The organism is Streptomyces sp. NPDC059897 (assembly GCF_042730865.1).
Classification (GTDB): Bacteria; Actinomycetota; Actinomycetes; order Streptomycetales; family Streptomycetaceae; genus Streptomyces.
Genome location: NZ_JBHWKQ010000039.1, coordinates 1 through 17,064 on the forward strand (window position 1 = coordinate 1; position 17,064 = coordinate 17,064).

The 17,064-nt window shown below is 71.8% G+C and carries 14 protein-coding genes, 3 tRNA genes and 1 pseudogene; 10 read left to right on the forward strand and 8 right to left on the reverse strand.

The window, feature by feature from the left end; all coding sequences use genetic code 11:
• Positions 1-53 precede the first annotated feature (53 nt).
• The 5 genes and pseudogenes from ACFV9W_RS31080 to ACFV9W_RS31100 form a co-directional block, all read left to right on the forward strand.
• Positions 54-788 (forward strand): annotated as a pseudogene (locus ACFV9W_RS31080) (DNA polymerase III subunit gamma and tau); the annotation flags it as partial.
• A 114-nt stretch (positions 789-902) separates the two neighbouring features.
• Positions 903-2,162 (forward strand): phosphoribosylamine--glycine ligase, encoded by a 1,260-nt coding sequence (gene purD, locus ACFV9W_RS31085; RefSeq protein WP_385767558.1) that lies wholly within the window; start codon positions 903-905, stop codon positions 2,160-2,162.
• A 328-nt stretch (positions 2,163-2,490) separates the two neighbouring features.
• Complete coding sequence (locus ACFV9W_RS31090; RefSeq protein ID WP_385767690.1) at positions 2,491-4,293, forward strand: hypothetical protein; 1,803 nt, start codon at positions 2,491-2,493, stop codon at positions 4,291-4,293.
• A gap of 165 nt (positions 4,294-4,458) precedes the next feature.
• Positions 4,459-5,994 (forward strand): N,N-dimethylformamidase beta subunit family domain-containing protein, encoded by a 1,536-nt coding sequence (locus ACFV9W_RS31095; RefSeq protein ID WP_385767561.1) that lies wholly within the window; start codon positions 4,459-4,461, stop codon positions 5,992-5,994.
• 111 nt (positions 5,995-6,105) lie between these two features.
• The gene (locus ACFV9W_RS31100) at positions 6,106-7,011 is read left to right on the forward strand and encodes a phosphoribosylaminoimidazolesuccinocarboxamide synthase (RefSeq protein ID WP_385767564.1); all 906 of its coding nucleotides are present in this window, start codon (positions 6,106-6,108) and stop codon (positions 7,009-7,011) included.
• Positions 7,012-7,072: 61 nt separating this feature from the next.
• Here ACFV9W_RS31100 and ACFV9W_RS31105 read toward each other — a convergent pair.
• The 8 genes from ACFV9W_RS31105 to ACFV9W_RS31140 all read right to left on the reverse strand — a co-directional run bounded on the left by ACFV9W_RS31105 (position 7,073) and on the right by ACFV9W_RS31140 (position 11,610).
• Positions 7,073-7,145: transfer RNA gene (locus ACFV9W_RS31105), tRNA-Gly, on the reverse strand.
• 44 nt (positions 7,146-7,189) lie between these two features.
• Positions 7,190-7,798, reverse strand: a complete 609-nt coding sequence (locus ACFV9W_RS31110) for a response regulator (RefSeq protein WP_385767567.1) — start codon at positions 7,796-7,798, stop codon at positions 7,190-7,192.
• Positions 7,795-9,045 carry a sensor histidine kinase gene (locus tag ACFV9W_RS31115; protein WP_385767569.1) on the reverse strand — a complete coding sequence of 417 codons (1,251 nt, stop codon included), beginning with the start codon at positions 9,043-9,045 and terminating at the stop codon, positions 7,795-7,797. The genes ACFV9W_RS31110 and ACFV9W_RS31115 overlap by 4 nt, the downstream gene beginning before the upstream one ends.
• Before the next feature lie 11 nt (positions 9,046-9,056).
• Positions 9,057-9,869 (reverse strand): ABC transporter permease, encoded by an 813-nt coding sequence (locus ACFV9W_RS31120; protein ID WP_385767572.1) that lies wholly within the window; start codon positions 9,867-9,869, stop codon positions 9,057-9,059.
• Positions 9,866-10,843, reverse strand: a complete 978-nt coding sequence (locus ACFV9W_RS31125) for an ABC transporter ATP-binding protein (RefSeq protein ID WP_385767575.1) — start codon at positions 10,841-10,843, stop codon at positions 9,866-9,868. Before ACFV9W_RS31125 ends, ACFV9W_RS31120 begins: the two co-directional genes overlap by 4 nt.
• Positions 10,844-10,970: 127 nt before the next feature.
• Positions 10,971-11,043, reverse strand: a tRNA-Gly gene (locus ACFV9W_RS31130).
• 52 nt (positions 11,044-11,095) lie between these two features.
• Positions 11,096-11,167 (reverse strand) — tRNA-Gly (locus ACFV9W_RS31135).
• Positions 11,168-11,289: 122 nt separating this feature from the next.
• Complete coding sequence (locus ACFV9W_RS31140; protein ID WP_385767577.1) at positions 11,290-11,610, reverse strand: Lsr2 family protein; 321 nt, start codon at positions 11,608-11,610, stop codon at positions 11,290-11,292.
• A gap of 287 nt (positions 11,611-11,897) precedes the next feature.
• On the opposite strand from ACFV9W_RS31140, the gene purS reads away from it, so the two are divergent.
• The 5 genes from purS to ACFV9W_RS31165 all read left to right on the forward strand — a co-directional run bounded on the left by purS (position 11,898) and on the right by ACFV9W_RS31165 (position 17,042).
• A complete protein-coding gene (gene purS / locus ACFV9W_RS31145; RefSeq protein WP_266712288.1) occupies positions 11,898-12,170 on the forward strand; it encodes a phosphoribosylformylglycinamidine synthase subunit PurS in 273 nt (90 codons plus the stop codon).
• Complete coding sequence (purQ, locus tag ACFV9W_RS31150) at positions 12,167-12,874, forward strand: phosphoribosylformylglycinamidine synthase subunit PurQ (protein ID WP_385767580.1); 708 nt, start codon at positions 12,167-12,169, stop codon at positions 12,872-12,874. The genes purS and purQ overlap by 4 nt, the downstream gene beginning before the upstream one ends.
• Positions 12,871-15,120, forward strand: a complete 2,250-nt coding sequence (gene purL / locus ACFV9W_RS31155; protein ID WP_385767583.1) for a phosphoribosylformylglycinamidine synthase subunit PurL — start codon at positions 12,871-12,873, stop codon at positions 15,118-15,120. Before purQ ends, purL begins: the two co-directional genes overlap by 4 nt.
• 241 nt (positions 15,121-15,361) lie before the next feature.
• Positions 15,362-16,156: a sterol carrier family protein gene (locus tag ACFV9W_RS31160; RefSeq protein ID WP_385767586.1), complete on the forward strand. Its 795-nt coding sequence runs from the start codon at positions 15,362-15,364 to the stop codon at positions 16,154-16,156.
• A 58-nt stretch (positions 16,157-16,214) separates the two neighbouring features.
• Positions 16,215-17,042 (forward strand): META domain-containing protein, encoded by an 828-nt coding sequence (locus ACFV9W_RS31165; RefSeq protein ID WP_385767589.1) that lies wholly within the window; start codon positions 16,215-16,217, stop codon positions 17,040-17,042.
• The last annotated feature ends 22 nt before the right edge of the window (positions 17,043-17,064 follow it).

Genomic DNA, 17,064 nt, shown 5'->3' on the forward strand with positions numbered 1-17,064 from the left:
TTTGTGAGGTGTATGGTGGGCTGGTTTTTGTTTTTACGTGACTGGGGGGGGGGGGCGGCGCCCGCTGGCCCGGCGGCGGGCCCACGGCCGCGGCGGCGGGCTCCGGCCAGCCGCCCGCCCCGGCCGCCCCCCAGGCACCGGCCCCTGCCCCGGCGCAGGCCCCCGCGCCCCTCGCACCGGCCCCGGTCGGCGGCCCCGACCCCCGTACGCTCTGGCCGAACATCCTGGAGGCGGTCAAGAACAAGCGCCGCTTCACCTGGATCCTGCTCAGTCAGAACGCGCAGGTCACAGGCTTCGACGGCACCACGCTCCAGCTCGGCTTCGTGAACGCGGGAGCCCGTGACAACTTCGTGAGCAGCGGCAGCGAGGACGTACTGAAGGCGGCCCTGTCCGAGCAGTTCGGGGCGAACTGGAAGATCGACGCCGTCGTCGACACCTCGGGCGGAGGCGGCGCACCCCCGCAGCCCGGCCCCGCCGGTGGATACGGCGGTGGCGGCGGCTACGGCGGAGGCGGGTACGCCCCCGCGCCCGCCCCGGCACCGGCCCCCGCCCCGGCCCCCGCGCCCCAGGCCCAGCCGTCCCAGTCGTCCGCCCCGCAGCCCGCGCCGCCCAGCGCCGAGCCCGCCCCGGCCCCCGCTCCCCAGGAGCCGCCCCGCCGCTCGGTGTCGGTGGAGGACGACATCCCGGAGGACGACGACCCGGACCTGGACGAGAAGTCCCTGTCGGGCCACGACCTGATCGTCCGGGAACTGGGGGCGACGGTGGTCGAGGAATTCACGAACGAGTAGCGCGCCGCGTCCCCGCGCCGCCGGGGACGCCTGGAGGAACCCACAAACCCTCCCGCCTCCCGCCTTGGGTAGCCCGTACAAGACCACCCCGGTCGGGCGGATAGGCTGACCGGCGTGAAGGTCCTCGTCATCGGCAGCGGCGCCCGCGAACACGCCCTGTGCCGCTCAATGTCCCTCGACCCCGACGTCACCGCCCTGCACTGTGCTCCCGGCAACGCAGGCATCGCCGAGGTCGCCGAGCTGCACGCGGTCGACGCCCTCGACGGCGCGGCGGTCACCGCACTCGCCCAGGAGCTGGAGGCCGGCCTCGTCGTCGTCGGACCCGAGGCACCCCTGGTCGCCGGTGTCGCCGACGCGGTCCGCGCCGCCGGCATCCCCGTCTTCGGCCCGTCCGGCGAGGCCGCCCAGCTGGAGGGCTCCAAGGCGTTCGCCAAGGACGTCATGGCCGGCGCCGGCGTCCCCACCGCCCGCAGCTACGTCTGCACCAACGCAGCGGAGATCGACGCGGCGCTCGACGCGTTCGGCGCCCCGTACGTCGTGAAGGACGACGGCCTCGCCGCGGGCAAGGGCGTCGTCGTGACCGAGGACATCGAGGAGGCCCGCGCCCATGCGAAGGCCTGCGAGCGGGTCGTCATCGAGGAGTTCCTCGACGGCCCCGAGGTCTCCCTCTTCGCGATCACCGATGGCACCACCGTCGTCCCGCTCCAGCCCGCCCAGGACTTCAAGCGCGCGCTCGACGACGACGAGGGCCCCAACACCGGCGGCATGGGCGCCTATTCGCCGCTCCCGTGGGCCGACCCGAAGCTGGTCGGGGAAGTCCTCGACACGGTGCTCCAGCCGACGGTCGACGAGATGGCGCGGCGCGGCACCCCGTTCTCCGGCCTGCTCTACGCCGGACTCGCGATCACCAGCCGCGGCGTCCGCGTCATCGAGTTCAACGCCCGTTTCGGCGACCCCGAGACCCAGGTCGTCCTGGCCCGCCTCAGGACGCCGCTTGCCGGTGTCCTGCTGGCGTCGGCCAACGGCACGCTCGCCGACCTCGAGCCGCTGCGCTGGAGCGAGGACGCGGCCGTGACCGTCGTCGTCGCCTCGCACAACTACCCCGGCACCCCGCGCACCGGCGACCCGATCACCGGCCTCGACGAGGTGACCGCGCAGGACGCCCCGAACGCGTACGTGCTGCACGCGGGCACCAAGCGGGACGGCGAGAGCGGCGCGGTCGTCAGCGCGGGCGGCCGCGTGCTGTCCGTCACCGCGGTCGGCGGCGACCTGACGCAGGCCCGCGAGCGCGCGTACGCGGCCGTGGACCGCATCGGCCTCGACGGCTCGCAGCACCGCACGGACATCGCCGCGAAGGCTGCTTCCGGCCACTGACGGCGACCGGTGCCGGGCGGGCCACACCCTCGCCTGCCCGGCGCCCGATGTCACCCACCTCTACCCAAAGCCATTCAATCGAGTGACCGCTGGCCCAACCGGCTGACGAGGCCGGAACCCCCAACTAGGGTGCGGCGCACGGAGTTACGGCACCCGTGCGAGCCGCGCAGAACCAGACGGACCACCGGCATTGCGATGTCAGTGGCGGGTGCCATTGTGGGGGAGTGAGCAACGCCACCAGAGCTCTGCCGCGGGCCTCGGCCTTCGGCTGGGCACCAGGCAAGGGCAGCAGGGGGTGACATCGGTCGTGTCCGGTACGGGTGTGGAGATGGGTGCGCAGAGCGCGCGCTCCCGAGCCCTCGCCGTGCTGCGCATCCGCAGCAGGGCGACGGCCGTGGCGCTGCTTCCCGCAGCCGCCTCAGTGGTGCTGCTCGCGGGCGGCAGCACGGGTCATCTGACGGGCGGGGGCTGGGACGTCGCGCGCGGCGTCGTCAGCGCGATCGCCCTCGTCGTCCTGCTCGCGGCCGCCGCCGTGGCCCTCGTCGTGGCGCGCGCCCGCCCGGCGGTCAGTCCGACGGTGCCGATCGCGGAGAAGACCGCCCCCGACCTTTACCGGCTGGTGCGCGACCTGGCGGACCGGCTCGACGTTCCGGCGCCCTCGGCGATAGCGCTCACCCCGGACTGCGACAGCTGGCTCGAGGACCGTACGCATCCGGCGCACGGCCCGCCCGCGCGCCGTGGCCCGGGAGACGCCGGCTCCGGTGATCCCAAGGCTCCCGCCGCGCCCGTCCTCGTCATCGGCTCCCCCTTCCTGTGGTGGATGCGGGTGGCCGAGCTGCGCGCCGTCCTCGCCCCGGTCGTCGCCGGTACGGGCCCTTCGGCGCACCCCGACATAGCCGCGGCCCGGCGCTTCATCCGCGGGCTCGACGCGGCGGTGGCGGACTCCTCCGCCGGTGGCCGCGGGCCGCTGGCCCGCGTCGTGCTCGGCGGCGTCGGCCGGGTCGCCCGGCTGCTGCTGACCGGCTGCCGGGTGCACGCCGCGGAGATGGAGCGCGGCGTCGCCGCGGCCGCCGCCGAGCGGGCCCAGGCGGTGGACTACGGCCTGCGGATCGTCGCCCAGGAGCAGGTCGGCCTCGCGTACGCGGGCTGGGACCGGCTGCTCACCCGGGTCGCGCTGCCGGCCTGGCGGATGGGCCGCTGGCCGGCCCGGCTCGACGCGGGCGTGGTCGCGGCGCTGACCGAGCTGTCCCGGCGGGACCGCCTCGCGGCGCAGGACGGGAGCTTCGCCTCGCGGCTCGGCGAGCGGCCCGCGTGCGACCTGCTGGAGGAGCCCGGGACCGTCGACGAGGCGGCGTCCTTGCTGGCCGCCCGCCTCTTCCACGGCGGCCCGGCCGAGCGGGGCCCGGACTGGGCGCCGGTGGACTGGCAGGAGTATCCGGACGAGGTCGTGGACCGGAAGTGGCGGGCGGACGCGGCGCGGCTGCACCGGGTGCTGGATGCCTTGGGCGTCCGGGTTCCCTCCGGGGGTGCGGAGGGGCCGACGCTGGCCCGGGTCCTGGATCACCTTTCGGCGGCGCCGGGTTCCGGGGCCGGTTCGGATCGGCCCTCCGATCCCACGCCTCGGGGCTCCGCCCCGGACCCCGCTGCTCAATCGCCGCAGGGGCTTGATTTCTCCGCACCCGCCGCCGAGGGGCTCGATGAGACCGTGGTTGGCGCCGGACGGGACGGGGCCGTCCTCGACGCCCTCTCCGCCACCCTCGCCGCCGAGGTGGCCCGGGAGGAGAGTGCGCGGCCGGTGTCATCGGGGCCGCCCGCCGGGCAGGGGAGTCCGGACGGGGCGTTGTGGGACGAGGGCGCGCTGCCGCTGTTCCCGCTGCAACCGCCGCGCAGCGGGCGGGAATTGCTGGCCGATCACGTCACCGCGATGGTCTGCTGCGCCGCCGTGGACACGGCGGGCGCGGCGCCGGGCCTGGACTGGCTGGACGGCCCGTCACTGCTGGTGGACGGGGAGCGGACGGCAGACCTGTCCCCCCGCGTACTGAGCCTGGTGGAGGACGGTGACGTGGAGCCGCTCAAGGACTGGCTCGCGCGCCGGGGCGTCCGCGCGGAGAAGCCGGTGCGCCTCGTGTGAGGCGCCGCCCGATCCCCGCAACTCCCGGAAATCCGGAGGGAATCGTTCCACTCTCGTCAATTCGCGACGAACGGTGACGGAGTGCGTGCGTAATGTGATGTGCTGGGACCGGTCGCGGACATGACCGCGGGTGAGGGCTCGGGGGAGCGAGGGAGGGGAGCACGCATGGGGCCGGACAGGGAGGGAAACCCGAAGGACCTGGCGAGCAAGGACATCCCCCCGCCCCGCGCGCGTACCCCCCGCTGGGAATCGGGCGCGCTGGCGCACGCGGTCACGGACCCGTTCGGACAGGGACCGCTCCCCTGGCTGCGCGGAAGTGAGCACTATTTCGACGACACCGGACAGGTCGTTCCCTGGTACGCCGACCATGTCCCGCGGCCCGGTGCGCACGACATCCCGGCCCCGCGCACCAGCGGCCCCCGCACCGCCGACGACGTGCACCGCCAGATCAAGGGCTTCACCTCGACGGGCGCCGCGGCCCCCGGCGAGGCGATCGACTTCCACATCACGGTGGACCCGCCGCAGCAGTTCACCGTGGACGTCTACCGCATCGGCCACTACGGGGGCGACGGCGCCCGCAAGATCACCACGAGCCCGCGCCTGTCCGGCATCGTCCAGCCGCCCCCGCTGACCGCGGACCGCACGGTCTCGTGCCACCACTGGTGGCTGTCGTGGCGGCTCCAGATCCCCTCGTACTGGAATGTCGGCGCGTACGTCGCCGTCCTCACGACGCTCGACGGATACCGCTCGCACATCCCCTTCACGGTCCGCGACGCCGAGCCCGCCGACCTGCTGCTCCTGCTCCCCGACATCACCTGGCAGGCGTACAACCTCTACCCGGAGGACGGGCGGACGGGCGCCAGCCTCTACCACGCGTGGGACGAGGACGGCCGGCTGCTCGGCGAGAGCGAGGCCGCGATCACGGTCTCCTTCGACCGCCCGTACGCGGGCGCGGGCCTGCCCCTGCACGTGGGGCACGCGTACGACTTCATCCGCTGGGCGGAGCGGTACGGGTACGACCTGGCGTACGCCGACGCCCGCGATCTGCACGCGGGCCGCATCGACCCGACCCGCTACCGGGGCCTGGTCTTCCCGGGGCACGACGAGTACTGGTCGGCGAACATGCGCCGCACCACCGAGCTGGCCCGGGAGAACGGGACGTCGCTCGTCTTCCTCTCCGCCAACACCATGTACTGGCAGGTGGATCTTGGCCCGGCCCCGTCCGGCGTACCGGACCGGCTGCTCACCTGCCGCAAGCGCAGAGGCCCCGGAAAGCCCACGCTGTGGCGGGAGATCGACAAGCCGGAACAGCAGCTGATGGGCATCCAGTACGCGGGCCGGGTCCCCGACCCGCACCCCTTGATCGTGCGGAACGCGGACCACTGGCTGTGGGAGGCGACGGGCGCGCACGAGGGGGACGAGATAGAAGGGCTGGTCGCCGGCGAGGCCGACCGCTACTTCCCGCGCACCTCGCTGCCCGAGCACCAGGACCGCGTCCTGCTCGCCCACTCCCCGTACCGCGACAGCGACAAGGCCCGCAGGCACCAGGAGACATCGTTGTACCGGTCGCCGTCCGGGGCGCTGGTCTTCGCGTCCGGGACGTTCGCCTGGTCCCCGGCCCTGGACCGCCCCGGCCACGTCGACCCGCGGATCCAGCGGGCGACGGCGAACCTCCTCGACCGCATCTGCAAACGCGACTGACGCGACCGGCGAGGAGACCGAGCCCACAGCGCGCCACCTCGCCCCGTGGCCAAAACCCGCCCCCACGTACGGGAGAATCGGGGTACTCGTACAGACCCACGGGGAGGAACCATGTCCGGATTCGTCGAAAAGCCCGAGCCTGTTCAGGTGCCGGGCCTGGTGCATCTCCACACCGGCAAGGTGCGGGACCTGTACCGGAACGAGGCGGGCGACCTCGTGATGGTCGCCACCGACCGCATCTCCGCCTACGACTGGGTGCTGCCCTCGCCGATCCCGGACAAGGGCAAGGTCCTCACGCAGCTGTCGCTGTGGTGGTTCGACCAGCTCCAGGACCTGATCCCGAACCACGTGATCTCGCAGGAGCTGCCCGAGGGCGCCCCCGCCGACTGGGCGGGCCGCACCCTCGTCTGCAAGAGCCTCGACATGGTCCCGGTCGAGGCCGTGGCCCGCGGCTACCTCACCGGTTCGGGCCTCGTCGAGTACAACGAGTCGCGCACGGTCTGCGGCCTCGCCCTCCCCGAGGGCCTGGAGGACGGCTCCGAGCTGCCCGCCCCGATCTTCACGCCCGCCACGAAGGCCGAGGTCGGCGAGCACGACGAGAACGTCAGCTACGAGGAGGTGGCCCGCCAGGTCGGCCCGGAGACGGCCGCGCAGCTGCGCCAGGCCACCCTCGCCGTCTACAGCCGGGCCCGGGACATCGCGCGCGAGCGCGGCATCGTCCTCGCGGACACGAAGTTCGAGTTCGGCTTCGACAAGGACGGCGAGCTGATCCTCGCCGACGAGGTGCTGACCCCGGACTCCTCCCGCTTCTGGCCGGCCGACCAGTGGCAGCCGGGCCGCGCCCAGCCGTCCTACGACAAGCAGTTCGTGCGCGACTGGCTGACCTCGCCGGCCTCCGGCTGGGACCGCAAGAGCGAGCAGCCGCCGCCCGCGCTCCCGGACGAGGTCGTCACCGCGACCCGCGCCAAGTACATCGAGGCGTACGAGCTGCTGACGGGCACGCCCTGGAACGCGTAGCAAAACAATGCGGCAACGAGAAAGGCCCCGGTCCGAGGAGGACCGGGGCCTTTCTTTCCGGAGCGAACGACGAGGTTCGAACTCGCGACCTCAACCTTGGCAAGGTTGCGCTCTACCAACTGAGCTACGTTCGCAAGCGCCGCTTGCGCGGTGCCGCTGCGCCGTGGCGCGACGCCAACTATACCCAACCTCGCTCGCGTGCGAGACGCACGGCCGCGTGCCGGTTCTCGACGCCGAGCTTCGAGACCGCCGACGACAGATAGTTCCGGACCGTGCCCTGGGACAGCGCGGCCCGCTCCGCGATCTCCGAAACGGGCGCGCCGTCCGCCGCCAGTTCGAGCACTTCGGCCTCGCGCGCGGTCAGCGGCGAGTCCCCGGCGGAGATCGCGTCGGCCGCCAACTCCGGGTCCACATACCGGTTTCCGGCGTGCACGGTGCGGATGATCTCCGCGAGCCGCTGCGCGCTCACCGTCTTCGGTACGAAGCCCCGCACGCCCGCCGCGAGGGCCCGCTTCAGGTGACCGGGACGCCCGTGGCTGGTCACGATCATGGTGCGGCAGCCGGGCAGTTCGTCCCGGATCGATGTGGCCACACTCACACCGTCGGCGCCCGGCATCTGCAGATCGAGCACGGCGACATCCGGCTTGTGCGCCCGCGCCATGGCGAGCGCCTCGGGGCCGGTGGCCGCCTCGGCGACGACGACCAGATCGTCCTCAAGGGCGAGCAGCGCGGCGAGCGCACCCCGGATGAGGTGCTCGTCGTCGGCCAGCAGTACGTGCACGGTCATCGGACGCCCTCCGCGGACGTCTCCCGCACCGCGGCCGGCTCCGGCGCTCCCGCCACCGGCACCCTTGCCACCACCCGGAACACTCCGGCCCGCACCTCTCCCGCCTCCAACTCCCCGGCCACCGCGGCCAACCGCTCCCGAAGCCCCGCGAGCCCGGACCCCTGCCCGCCCCCGGCCCCGGTCCCCGCCCCGTCGTTCTCCACCGTCAGCACGACCTCCTCCGCCCCGGTCACGAGATCCACCCGGCAGGCCTTCGCGTCGCCGTGCCGCAGCACGTTCGTCGTGGCCTCCCGCACCACCCAGCCGAGCGCGGACTGCACGTCTCCCGGCAGTCCGGCCGCGGACCCGGTGACCGTGCACGCGATCCCGGCGGCGCTCAACACGCCCTGCGCACCGGCAAGTTCGACGCCCAGGTCGACCTCGCGATACCCCCGCACGACCTCACGGACCTCCTTCTGCGACTCCTGCGCGATGCGCTGCACCTCGGTCATCTGTGCCACGGCGTCCTCGGTCCGCCCGCGCCGCGCGAGCTGCACCGCGAGTTCGCTCTTGAGCGCGACGACGGACAGATTGCGCCCCATCACATCGTGCAGATCCCGCCCGAACCGCAACCGCTCCTCGGCGACGGCGAGCCGGGCCTCGACCTCACGGGCACGCTCGGAGTCCCACATGACGGAGAGGTTCCAGGCTCCGCAGCGCGAGCACAGCAGGGACAGCGGCCCGGTGAGGGCCAGCATGCCCGCGGACACCCCGAGTTGGCCGAGGTCCGCGCCCGCGAGCGCGAACACGCCGAGGGTGGCGAGCGTGGCCACGCCCCACTGCAACAGGAAGCGGCGCGGCGGCACGAGAAGCGCGTACGCGAGCCCGAGCGGGGTCGGCGCGAACAGCAGCGGCAGCGCGAACAGACCGTGCTCCAGCGCAGTCGTGCCGATCAGCGCCGCGATCAGGCCGAGCGACACCGCGGTGAGCGCGAGGGCCGCGATCTGCAGCTTGCGCGGCACCGCCCCGCGCCCCAGGTACTGATCGAGCGCGGCCGGGATGTGCCGGTCGGCGACCGCGCACTGGAGCAGCTGTACGAGGAGCATGGCGCCGCTCAGCCCGTACGCCAGGCCGGTGTGCCGGATGCCGCCGATCAGCGGCCACAGGCTCCAGGACGCGAAGAAGAACCAGCAGAGCGCGCGCAGCATCACCCGGTTCTGCAACTCGACCCGCTCGATCTTGCTCCGCTCCCGCCAGCGAACCCGCACGTCAGCCCCTCTCAGCGCCGCGGCTCCCACCGGAACCGCTTCTGCACAGCAAACACCGCGACCAGAATCCAGGCCACCGCGATGACGATCGCCTTCAGCGACTCCTCGCCGGACAGGCTCCCGCTCCAGCCGCCCCGCACCAGGGTGAGCGCCGAGGTCAGCGGCAGCAGCTCGCAGACGGCCGCGAGCTTGTCCGGAAGGATCTCCAGCGGCACGACGGCCCCGGAGCCGATCATCGACACGAGCAGCATGGGCATCGCGGCGACCTGGGCGCTCTCCACGCTGCGGCTGAAGACCGTGGTGAGGGCGGCGAGCGCGACACACAGCGGGATGCCCAACAGCACGCCGAGCAGGACCAGTTGAGGCGCCTCGGGAGCCCCGGCGTCCAGCGCGAACGTGCACACGACGGCCACCGCCGCGCACTGCACGAGCCCGATCACGACGGACGGCACCGCGGCCCCGCTGAGGATCTCCAGGTCGCGCAGCTCGCCGGTGCGCAGCCGCTTGAGGACGAGTTCCTCGCGCCGAGACGCGTACACGCTCACCAGCGAGCTGTACACGGCGAACAGCAGCGAGAAGGCGATCGCCGAGGAGACCATGACGGTGCCGAGGTTGAGCCCGGCGCCCTTCAGATCACCCTTGTCCACGGTCTGGGAGACGCTGAAGGGCAGGACGAGCGGCACGAAGACCGCCGTGAACAGCACGCCCTTGCTCCGCCCGATGAGCGTGAACTCGGCCCGCGCGAGCGCCTTGAGCCGCCCCGCGGAGGTCGTCGTCGGCGCCGCCGTGCCCGTGCTTGTGGCCGTAGCCGTACCCGTACTCATACCGCCATCTCCTTCTCCCGGTCCGGCTCCCCCGCGGAGCCCCTGGCGTCCTGCGCGATCCGCAGGAACGCCTCCTCCAGCGATGCGCCGCGGACATCGAGCCGCCGCAGTTCGACGCCCGCGTCCCTGGCCCACACGAGGACCCCGGTCGCGGCCCGCTGCAGGTCCTCGGTGCGCAGCCGGATCAGCCGGCCCTCGATGTCGTGCGCGTCGACGCCGAGCGAGCCGAGCGGCGGCAGGTCGCCCACGAAGTACCCGTCGGGCAGTTCGAAGGAGATGTGCGAGGGCTGCGCGGCGACGACCTCGTCGACGCGGCCCTCGGCGGCGATCCGGCCCTCGTGCAGGATCGCGAGCCGGTCGGCGAGCTCCTCGGCCTCTTCGAGGTAGTGCGTGGTCAGCAGCACGGTGGTGCCCTCCTCGCGCAGGCGGCGCACCAACTCCCAGGTGTCGCGGCGCCCTTCGGCGTCGAGGCCGGTGGTCGGCTCGTCGAGGAAGAGCACCTCGGGCCGCCCGAGCAGCGCGAGGGCGAGGTCGAGCCGCCGCTTCTCGCCGCCGGACAGCTGCTTGACGCGCACCTTCCCGCGCTTGCCGAGCCCCACCGCGTCCAGGGCCTCGCCGATGGGCCGGGCCCCGCTCGTGCACCCGGCCCACATCCGCATGGTCTCGGTGACGGTCAGCTCGCTGGGGAATCCGCCGTCCTGCAGCATCACCCCGATCCGCGGCCGTACCCGGTCCCGCTCGGTGTACGGGTCGTGCCCGAGCACCCGCACCCGGCCGCCGGCCGGGGCCGCGAGTCCTTCGATGAGTTCGACGGTGGAGGTCTTTCCGGCGCCGTTCGTGCCAAGGAGGGCGAAGAGTTCGCCGCGGCCCACGGAGAAGCTGACTCCGCGCACCGCCTCGAAGGAACCCTTGGTGTCGTCCCCGTACACGCGGCGCAGATCGGTGACGTCGATCACGCGCTCGTTGCTGGTCATGGGTCCAGCCTTCCGCCAGCGGCGGGAGTCCGGCAGTGCGCGCTGTCATCGGCTCGCATGACAAATGTCAGACGGCGGCCGGGAACGACGAAAGCCCCGGTCCGAGGACCGGGGCTTTCGTTCTCTGAGCGAACGACGAGGTTCGAACTCGCGACCTCAACCTTGGCAAGGTTGCGCTCTACCAACTGAGCTACGTTCGCACTGCTTGCATCAGCCTACCGTACTCACCGAAGTGCTCGGTACACGATGCGGAGCGGGTGACAGGAATTGCACACTGCGCCTTCCTCCTGGAAGGAGGATGTTCTACTACTGAACTACACCCGCATGTACTCCGTGAGGTCCGGCCCTGCGGCCTCGCCCCTCGGCGTGCTCCAGACTTTAGCCGACCCTCGGGGGTGCAGCGCAAGTCCGGTCGCCGAGAGGCTCCGGGCGGCGGGCGCGCGGGCTCAGTTGGCCGCGGAGAACGCCTCGTAGACCCGCTTCGGGATGCGGCCGCGCGGCGGCACGTCGAAGTGGTTCGAGCGGGCCCAGGCGCGGACGGCGGCCGGATCGGGGCCGACCTCGGTGCGCTTGTACGCCTTGCCGGTCCTGCTGGACCGCTTGCGGCCCGCCTCCAGGTAGGGGGCCAGCGCTTCGCGCAGTTGATGGGCATTCGCCTTGTTGAGGTCGATCTCGTACGACGAACCGTCGAGACCGAATGCGACCGTTTCCGCCGCTTCCCCGCCGTCGATGTCGTCAAAGAGGGTGACCACGACACGCTGCGCCACGAATATCGGTCCCTTCGTCCAGCACCCCGCTTTGACGTGCGGTGATGCAGACAGCTTTGCTGTTACCAATTCCTTTTTACCCTGTCGGGCATTGCAGTGGGAAGACCAGTTAAAAGTCTCGGTGTGTCTCGCGGGGCAGTTATCCGAAGTCTTTCCCTTAATTTTCCGTGGGGATCTCATGTCGTTGCCATAACGCGTGATCCGCATCTCGTAGCTTCCTACTGTCTACGCGAGTAGAAAATTTGGGCAGGTACGCTGAACGGACCAGCTCAACCCACACACCGGGAGTGCCAGTGGCACGCGTCGTAGTCGACGTCATGCTCAAGCCGGAGATCCTCGACCCCCAGGGCCAGGCGGTGCAGCGTGCGCTGCCGCGCCTCGGTTTCGACGGCATCTCCGACGTACGTCAGGGAAAGCGTTTCGAGCTCGAAGTGGACGGGCCGGTGGATGACGCCGCTCTTGCCCGTATCCATGAGCTGGCGGAAACCTTCCTCGCCAACACCGTGATCGAAAACTTCACCGTCAAGGTGGAAGAGCCCGCGGTGGGAGCCGAAAAGTGACGGCTCGTATTGGCGTCGTCACCTTTCCCGGTTCCCTCGATGATCGCGACACCCAGCGCGCGATCCGGCTCGCGGGCGCCGAGCCGGTCGCGCTCTGGCACAAGGACAAGGACCTGAAGCAGGTCGACGCGGTCGTCCTGCCCGGTGGTTTCTCCTACGGCGATTACCTGCGCGCGGGCGCCATTTCGCGTTTCTCGCCCGTGATGGAGACGCTGATCGACCAGGCGAAGGCGGGCCTCCCGGTCCTCGGGATCTGCAACGGGTTCCAGGTCCTCACCGAGGCCCACCTGCTCCCCGGCGCCATGCTCGGCAACGACCACCTGCACTTCATCTGCCGCGACCAGAAGCTGCGGGTGGAGAACGCGGGCACGGCCTGGACCTCCGACTACGAGGCCGGCCAGGAGATCCACATCCCGCTGAAGAACATGGACGGCCGCTACGTGGCCGACGAGCGCACGCTCGACATGTTGGAGGCGGAGGGTCGCGTCGCCTTCCGGTACGTGGCCCGCGGCGCAGCCGCTGATGGATACGGAAACCCCAACGGCTCGCTCCGTGACATCGCGGGCATCACGAACGAGGCGGGCAACGTCGTCGGTCTGATGCCGCACCCGGAGCACGCCGTCGAGCCCCTCATCGGGTCCGGCCGCACCGACGGCCTCCCGTTCTTCACCTCGATCCTCAAGAAGCTGGTCGCCGCCTCATGAGCCTCGACACCACCGAGAACGCCGCGAAGACTCCCGACGTCGAGCTGCCCTGGGCCGAACTCGGCCTGAAGAAGGACGAGTACGAGCGGGTCGTGGAGATCCTCGGCCGCCGGCCCACCGGCGCCGAGCTCGCCATGTACTCGGTCATGTGGTCCGAGCACTGCTCGTACAAGTCCTCCAAGGTCCACCTGCGCCAGTTCGGCGAGAAGGCTCCGCAGTCCGACGCGCTGCTCGTCGGCATCGGCGAGAACGCCGGCGTCGTCGACGTGGGCAACGGCTACGCCGTGACCTTCAAGGTCGAGTCGCACAACCACCCGTCGTACGTCGAGCCCTACCAGGGCGCGGCCACCGGTGTCGGCGGCATCGTCCGCGACATCATCGCGATGGGCGCCCGCCCCGTCGCCGTGGTCGACCCGCTGCGCATGGGCGCGGCCGACCACCCCGACACGAAGCGCGTGCTGCCCGGCGTCGTCGCCGGCATCGGCGGCTACGGCAACTGCCTCGGCCTGCCGAACATCGGCGGCGAGCTGGTCTTCGACGCCTGCTACCAGGGCAACCCGCTGGTCAACGCCGGTGCCATCGGCGTCATGCGGCACGAGGACATCCACCTCGCGAAGGCGTCCGGCGCGGGCAACAAGGTCATCATGTACGGCGCCCGCACGGGCGGCGACGGCATCGGCGGCGCCTCGATCCTGGCCTCCGAGACCTTCGACGACGCGAAGCCGTCGAAGCGTCCCGCCGTGCAGGTCGGCGACCCGTTCCAGGAGAAGCTCCTCATCGAGTGCACCCTGGAGGCCTTCGCCGAGAAGCTCGTCGTCGGCATCCAGGACCTGGGCGCCGCCGGTATCTCCTGCGCCACCTCCGAGCTGGCGTCGAACGGCTCGGGCGGTATGCGCGTCGAGCTGGACGACGTGCCGCTGCGCGACTCCACGCTCTCTCCTGAGGAGATCCTCATGAGCGAGTCGCAGGAGCGCATGTGCGCCGTGGTCGAGCCGGGCAAGGTCGACCGCTTCCTGGAGATCTGCGAGAAGTGGGACGTCATCGCCACCGTCATCGGTGAGGTGACCGACGGCGACCGCCTGGAGATCTTCTGGCACGGCGAGAAGATCGTCGACGTCGACCCGCGCACGGTCGCGCACGACGGCCCCGTCTACGAGCGCCCGCTCGCCCGCCCCGACTGGCAGGACGCGCTGCAGGCCGACGACGCGGGCAAGCTGCCCCGTCCGGCGAACGGCGCGGAGCTGAAGGACCAGGTCCTCAAGCTCGTCTCCTCGCCGAACCAGGCGTCGAAGAAGTGGGTCACCCAGCAGTACGACCACTTCGTGCAGGGCAACACCGTCCTCGCGCAGCCCGAGGACTCGGGCATGATCCGCATCGACGAGGAGACCGGCCTCGGCGTCGCCATCGCGACCGACGGCAACGGCCGCTTCGCGAAGCTCGACCCGTACACGGGCGCGCAGCTCGCGCTGGCCGAGTCGTACCGCAATGTCGCCACCACCGGTGCGAAGCCCCTCGCCGTCTCCGACTGCCTGAACTTCGGTTCGCCCGAGGACCCGGCCGTCATGTGGCAGTTCGCCGAGGCCATCCGCGGTCTCGCCGACGGCTGCCAGCAGCTCGGCACCCCGGTGACCGGCGGCAACGTCTCGCTCTACAACCAGACGGGCGAGGCCGCGATCCACCCGACGCCGGTCGTGGCCGTGCTCGGCGTGATCGACGACGTCGCCCGCCGCACCCCGGTCGCCTTCCAGGAAGAGGGCCAGCTCCTCTACCTGCTCGGTGACACCCACGAGGAGTTCGGCGGTTCGGCCTGGTCGCAGGTCGTCCACGACCACCTCGGCGGACTGCCGCCCAAGGTCGACCTGGAGCGCGAGCGCCTCCTCGGCGAGATCCTCATCTCGGCCTCCCGCGACGGCATGATCGACGCCGCGCACGACCTGTCCGACGGCGGCCTGATCCAGGCCGTGGTCGAGTCGGCGCTGCTCGGGGGCAAGGGCGCGCGCCTGATCGTCCCGGAGGGCCTGGACGCGTTCACGTTCCTGTTCTCGGAGTCGGCGGGCCGCGCGGTCGTGTCGATCCCGCGCAGCGAGGAGCTCCGCTTCAACGACATGTGCGGGGCGCGCGGTCTGCCCGTCACCCGCATCGGTGTCGTCGACGGCGACTCGGTCGACGTCCAGGGCGAGTTCGCGCTCTCCCTCGACGAGCTGCGGACGGCGCACGAGGGCACGATTCCGGCGCTGCTCGCCTAGCGCCCCCGCGTGTGATCTGGGCCCCTGCCTGCCGGTATCGACGGGCAGGGGCCTTTTGCTCTCCCGTGCTCGATCGCGCCGCTCCGCCGCCTTGGGCAATCTGCCTTCCCCAAGCTCTGCGACAAGCTCCGAGCAGGGGAGACCCCATCGGGCGGCAGGGTGGGCAAGGCGGCACCCCGGTGCCGCGCACCGATACGACGGCCTCGGGCGCGGCGCCGCCCCCAGCCGTAGGCTCACCCCCATGCCACCGGCCAAGAGGAAGCCCCGCACGTACCACCCCGACAAGACCCGCAGCGCCGTACTGGCCCAGTTCGCCGCCGTACGCAAGGGCGTCGAGGGACTCACCCCCGAGCAGCTTGCCGCGCCGACGCGGCTCGGGGACTGGACCGTGCGGGAGCTCGCCGCGCACATCACGATGGCGTCGAGCGCCGTCGCCCGTGGCCTCGCCGCGGCCGGCTCGGGCAAGGCCGAACTCCGGCCGCAGGACTGGCCGATGACCTCGGCGCCGTACGCCGAGGACATCGACGCGTACGTGCGCGAACTCGCGGCCGGCAACGACCTCGCGACGCTGTACGCCGAGGCCGCGCAGGGCCTCGAACGGTCCCTCGCCGAGCACGACGGCGAAGCGCTCGTCGCCAACCGCACCGGCCACATGACCCTCGCGGACTACCTGGTCACCCGCACCGTCGAGCTGATCGTCCACACCGACGACCTGAACGACGCGGTGCCGGGCCTCGACATCCCGTACGACCGCCAGGCCCTGGCCGCCTGCACCCGGATCCTCGCCGACGCCCTCGCCACCAAGGCCCCGGGCGCCTCCACCGAGGTCCGGATCCCGCCGTACGCCGTCGTCCAGTGCGTCGAGGGCCCCCGGCACACCCGCGGCACCCCGCCGAACGTCGTGGAGACCGACCCGCTCACCTGGATCAGGCTCGCCACGGGACGGCTGCCGTGGGCCGAGGCCGTGGACGGCGCGCTGGTGAGCGCGAGCGGGGAGCGGGCCGACCTGGCGGAGCTGCTGCCGATCATGGCGTGATGCGCACGGAACGTGCCGCGAGCCGGAACCGGAACGCGGGCCGCCACGTCCCATTGCCATGCTCACGCTACGTACAACCCGCAAACGTGCCCTGATCAGCACCGCCGCCCTGCCGCTCGCCGCGCTGGCCACCGTGACCGCCTGCGGCGACGAGAAGGCCGGCTCGACGAGCGCGGGCGGGGCCCCGCTCACCGGCGTCCACTGGTCCGTGCAGAACGTGACGGTGGACGGCAAGGCGACGAAGGCCCCGGGCAGCGCGTACCTCGAGTTCGTCTCGGACGAGCGGGTGCGCGGCAACTACGGCTGCAACCGCTTCGACGCGGCGGCCGAGGTCACCGGCGACAGCGTCGACCTGGGCAAGGCGGAGCGGACCATGATGCTCTGCGAGGACAAGGGCGTACGCGCCTTCGAGGACACGCTGGCCCGTGCCCTTGCGGACAAGAACACGGTCAAGGCGGCCGGGGACGGCAACGACCGGCTGACCCTCACACGAGCCAACGGCGACACCGTCACCCTCGCCAAACAGCGTGACGCCACGCTCGTCGGCACCAAGTGGACCGTCACCAGTCTGAACACCGGCGCCACCACCCGGTCCCTGCCGAAGGCCGCCGAGGGCAGGGCCCGCCTCGTCTTCGACAAGGACGGCCACGCCAGCGCCCGCCTCGGCTGCAATAGCGCCCGTACCAAGGCCACCGTCAAGGACGGCCACATCACCTTCGGGCCGCTGAGCACCACCCGCATGGGCTGCATCGGAGCGGCCGGCGAGGTCGAGCAGGCGATGCTCAAGGTCCTGAAGAACAAGGTCGGTTACGACATCCAGGGCGATTCGCTCACCCTGAAGAAGCCCGACGGCAGCGGCATCGGCCTCACCGCCGCCGACGGGTGACCCGGACGGGCGGACCGGGACC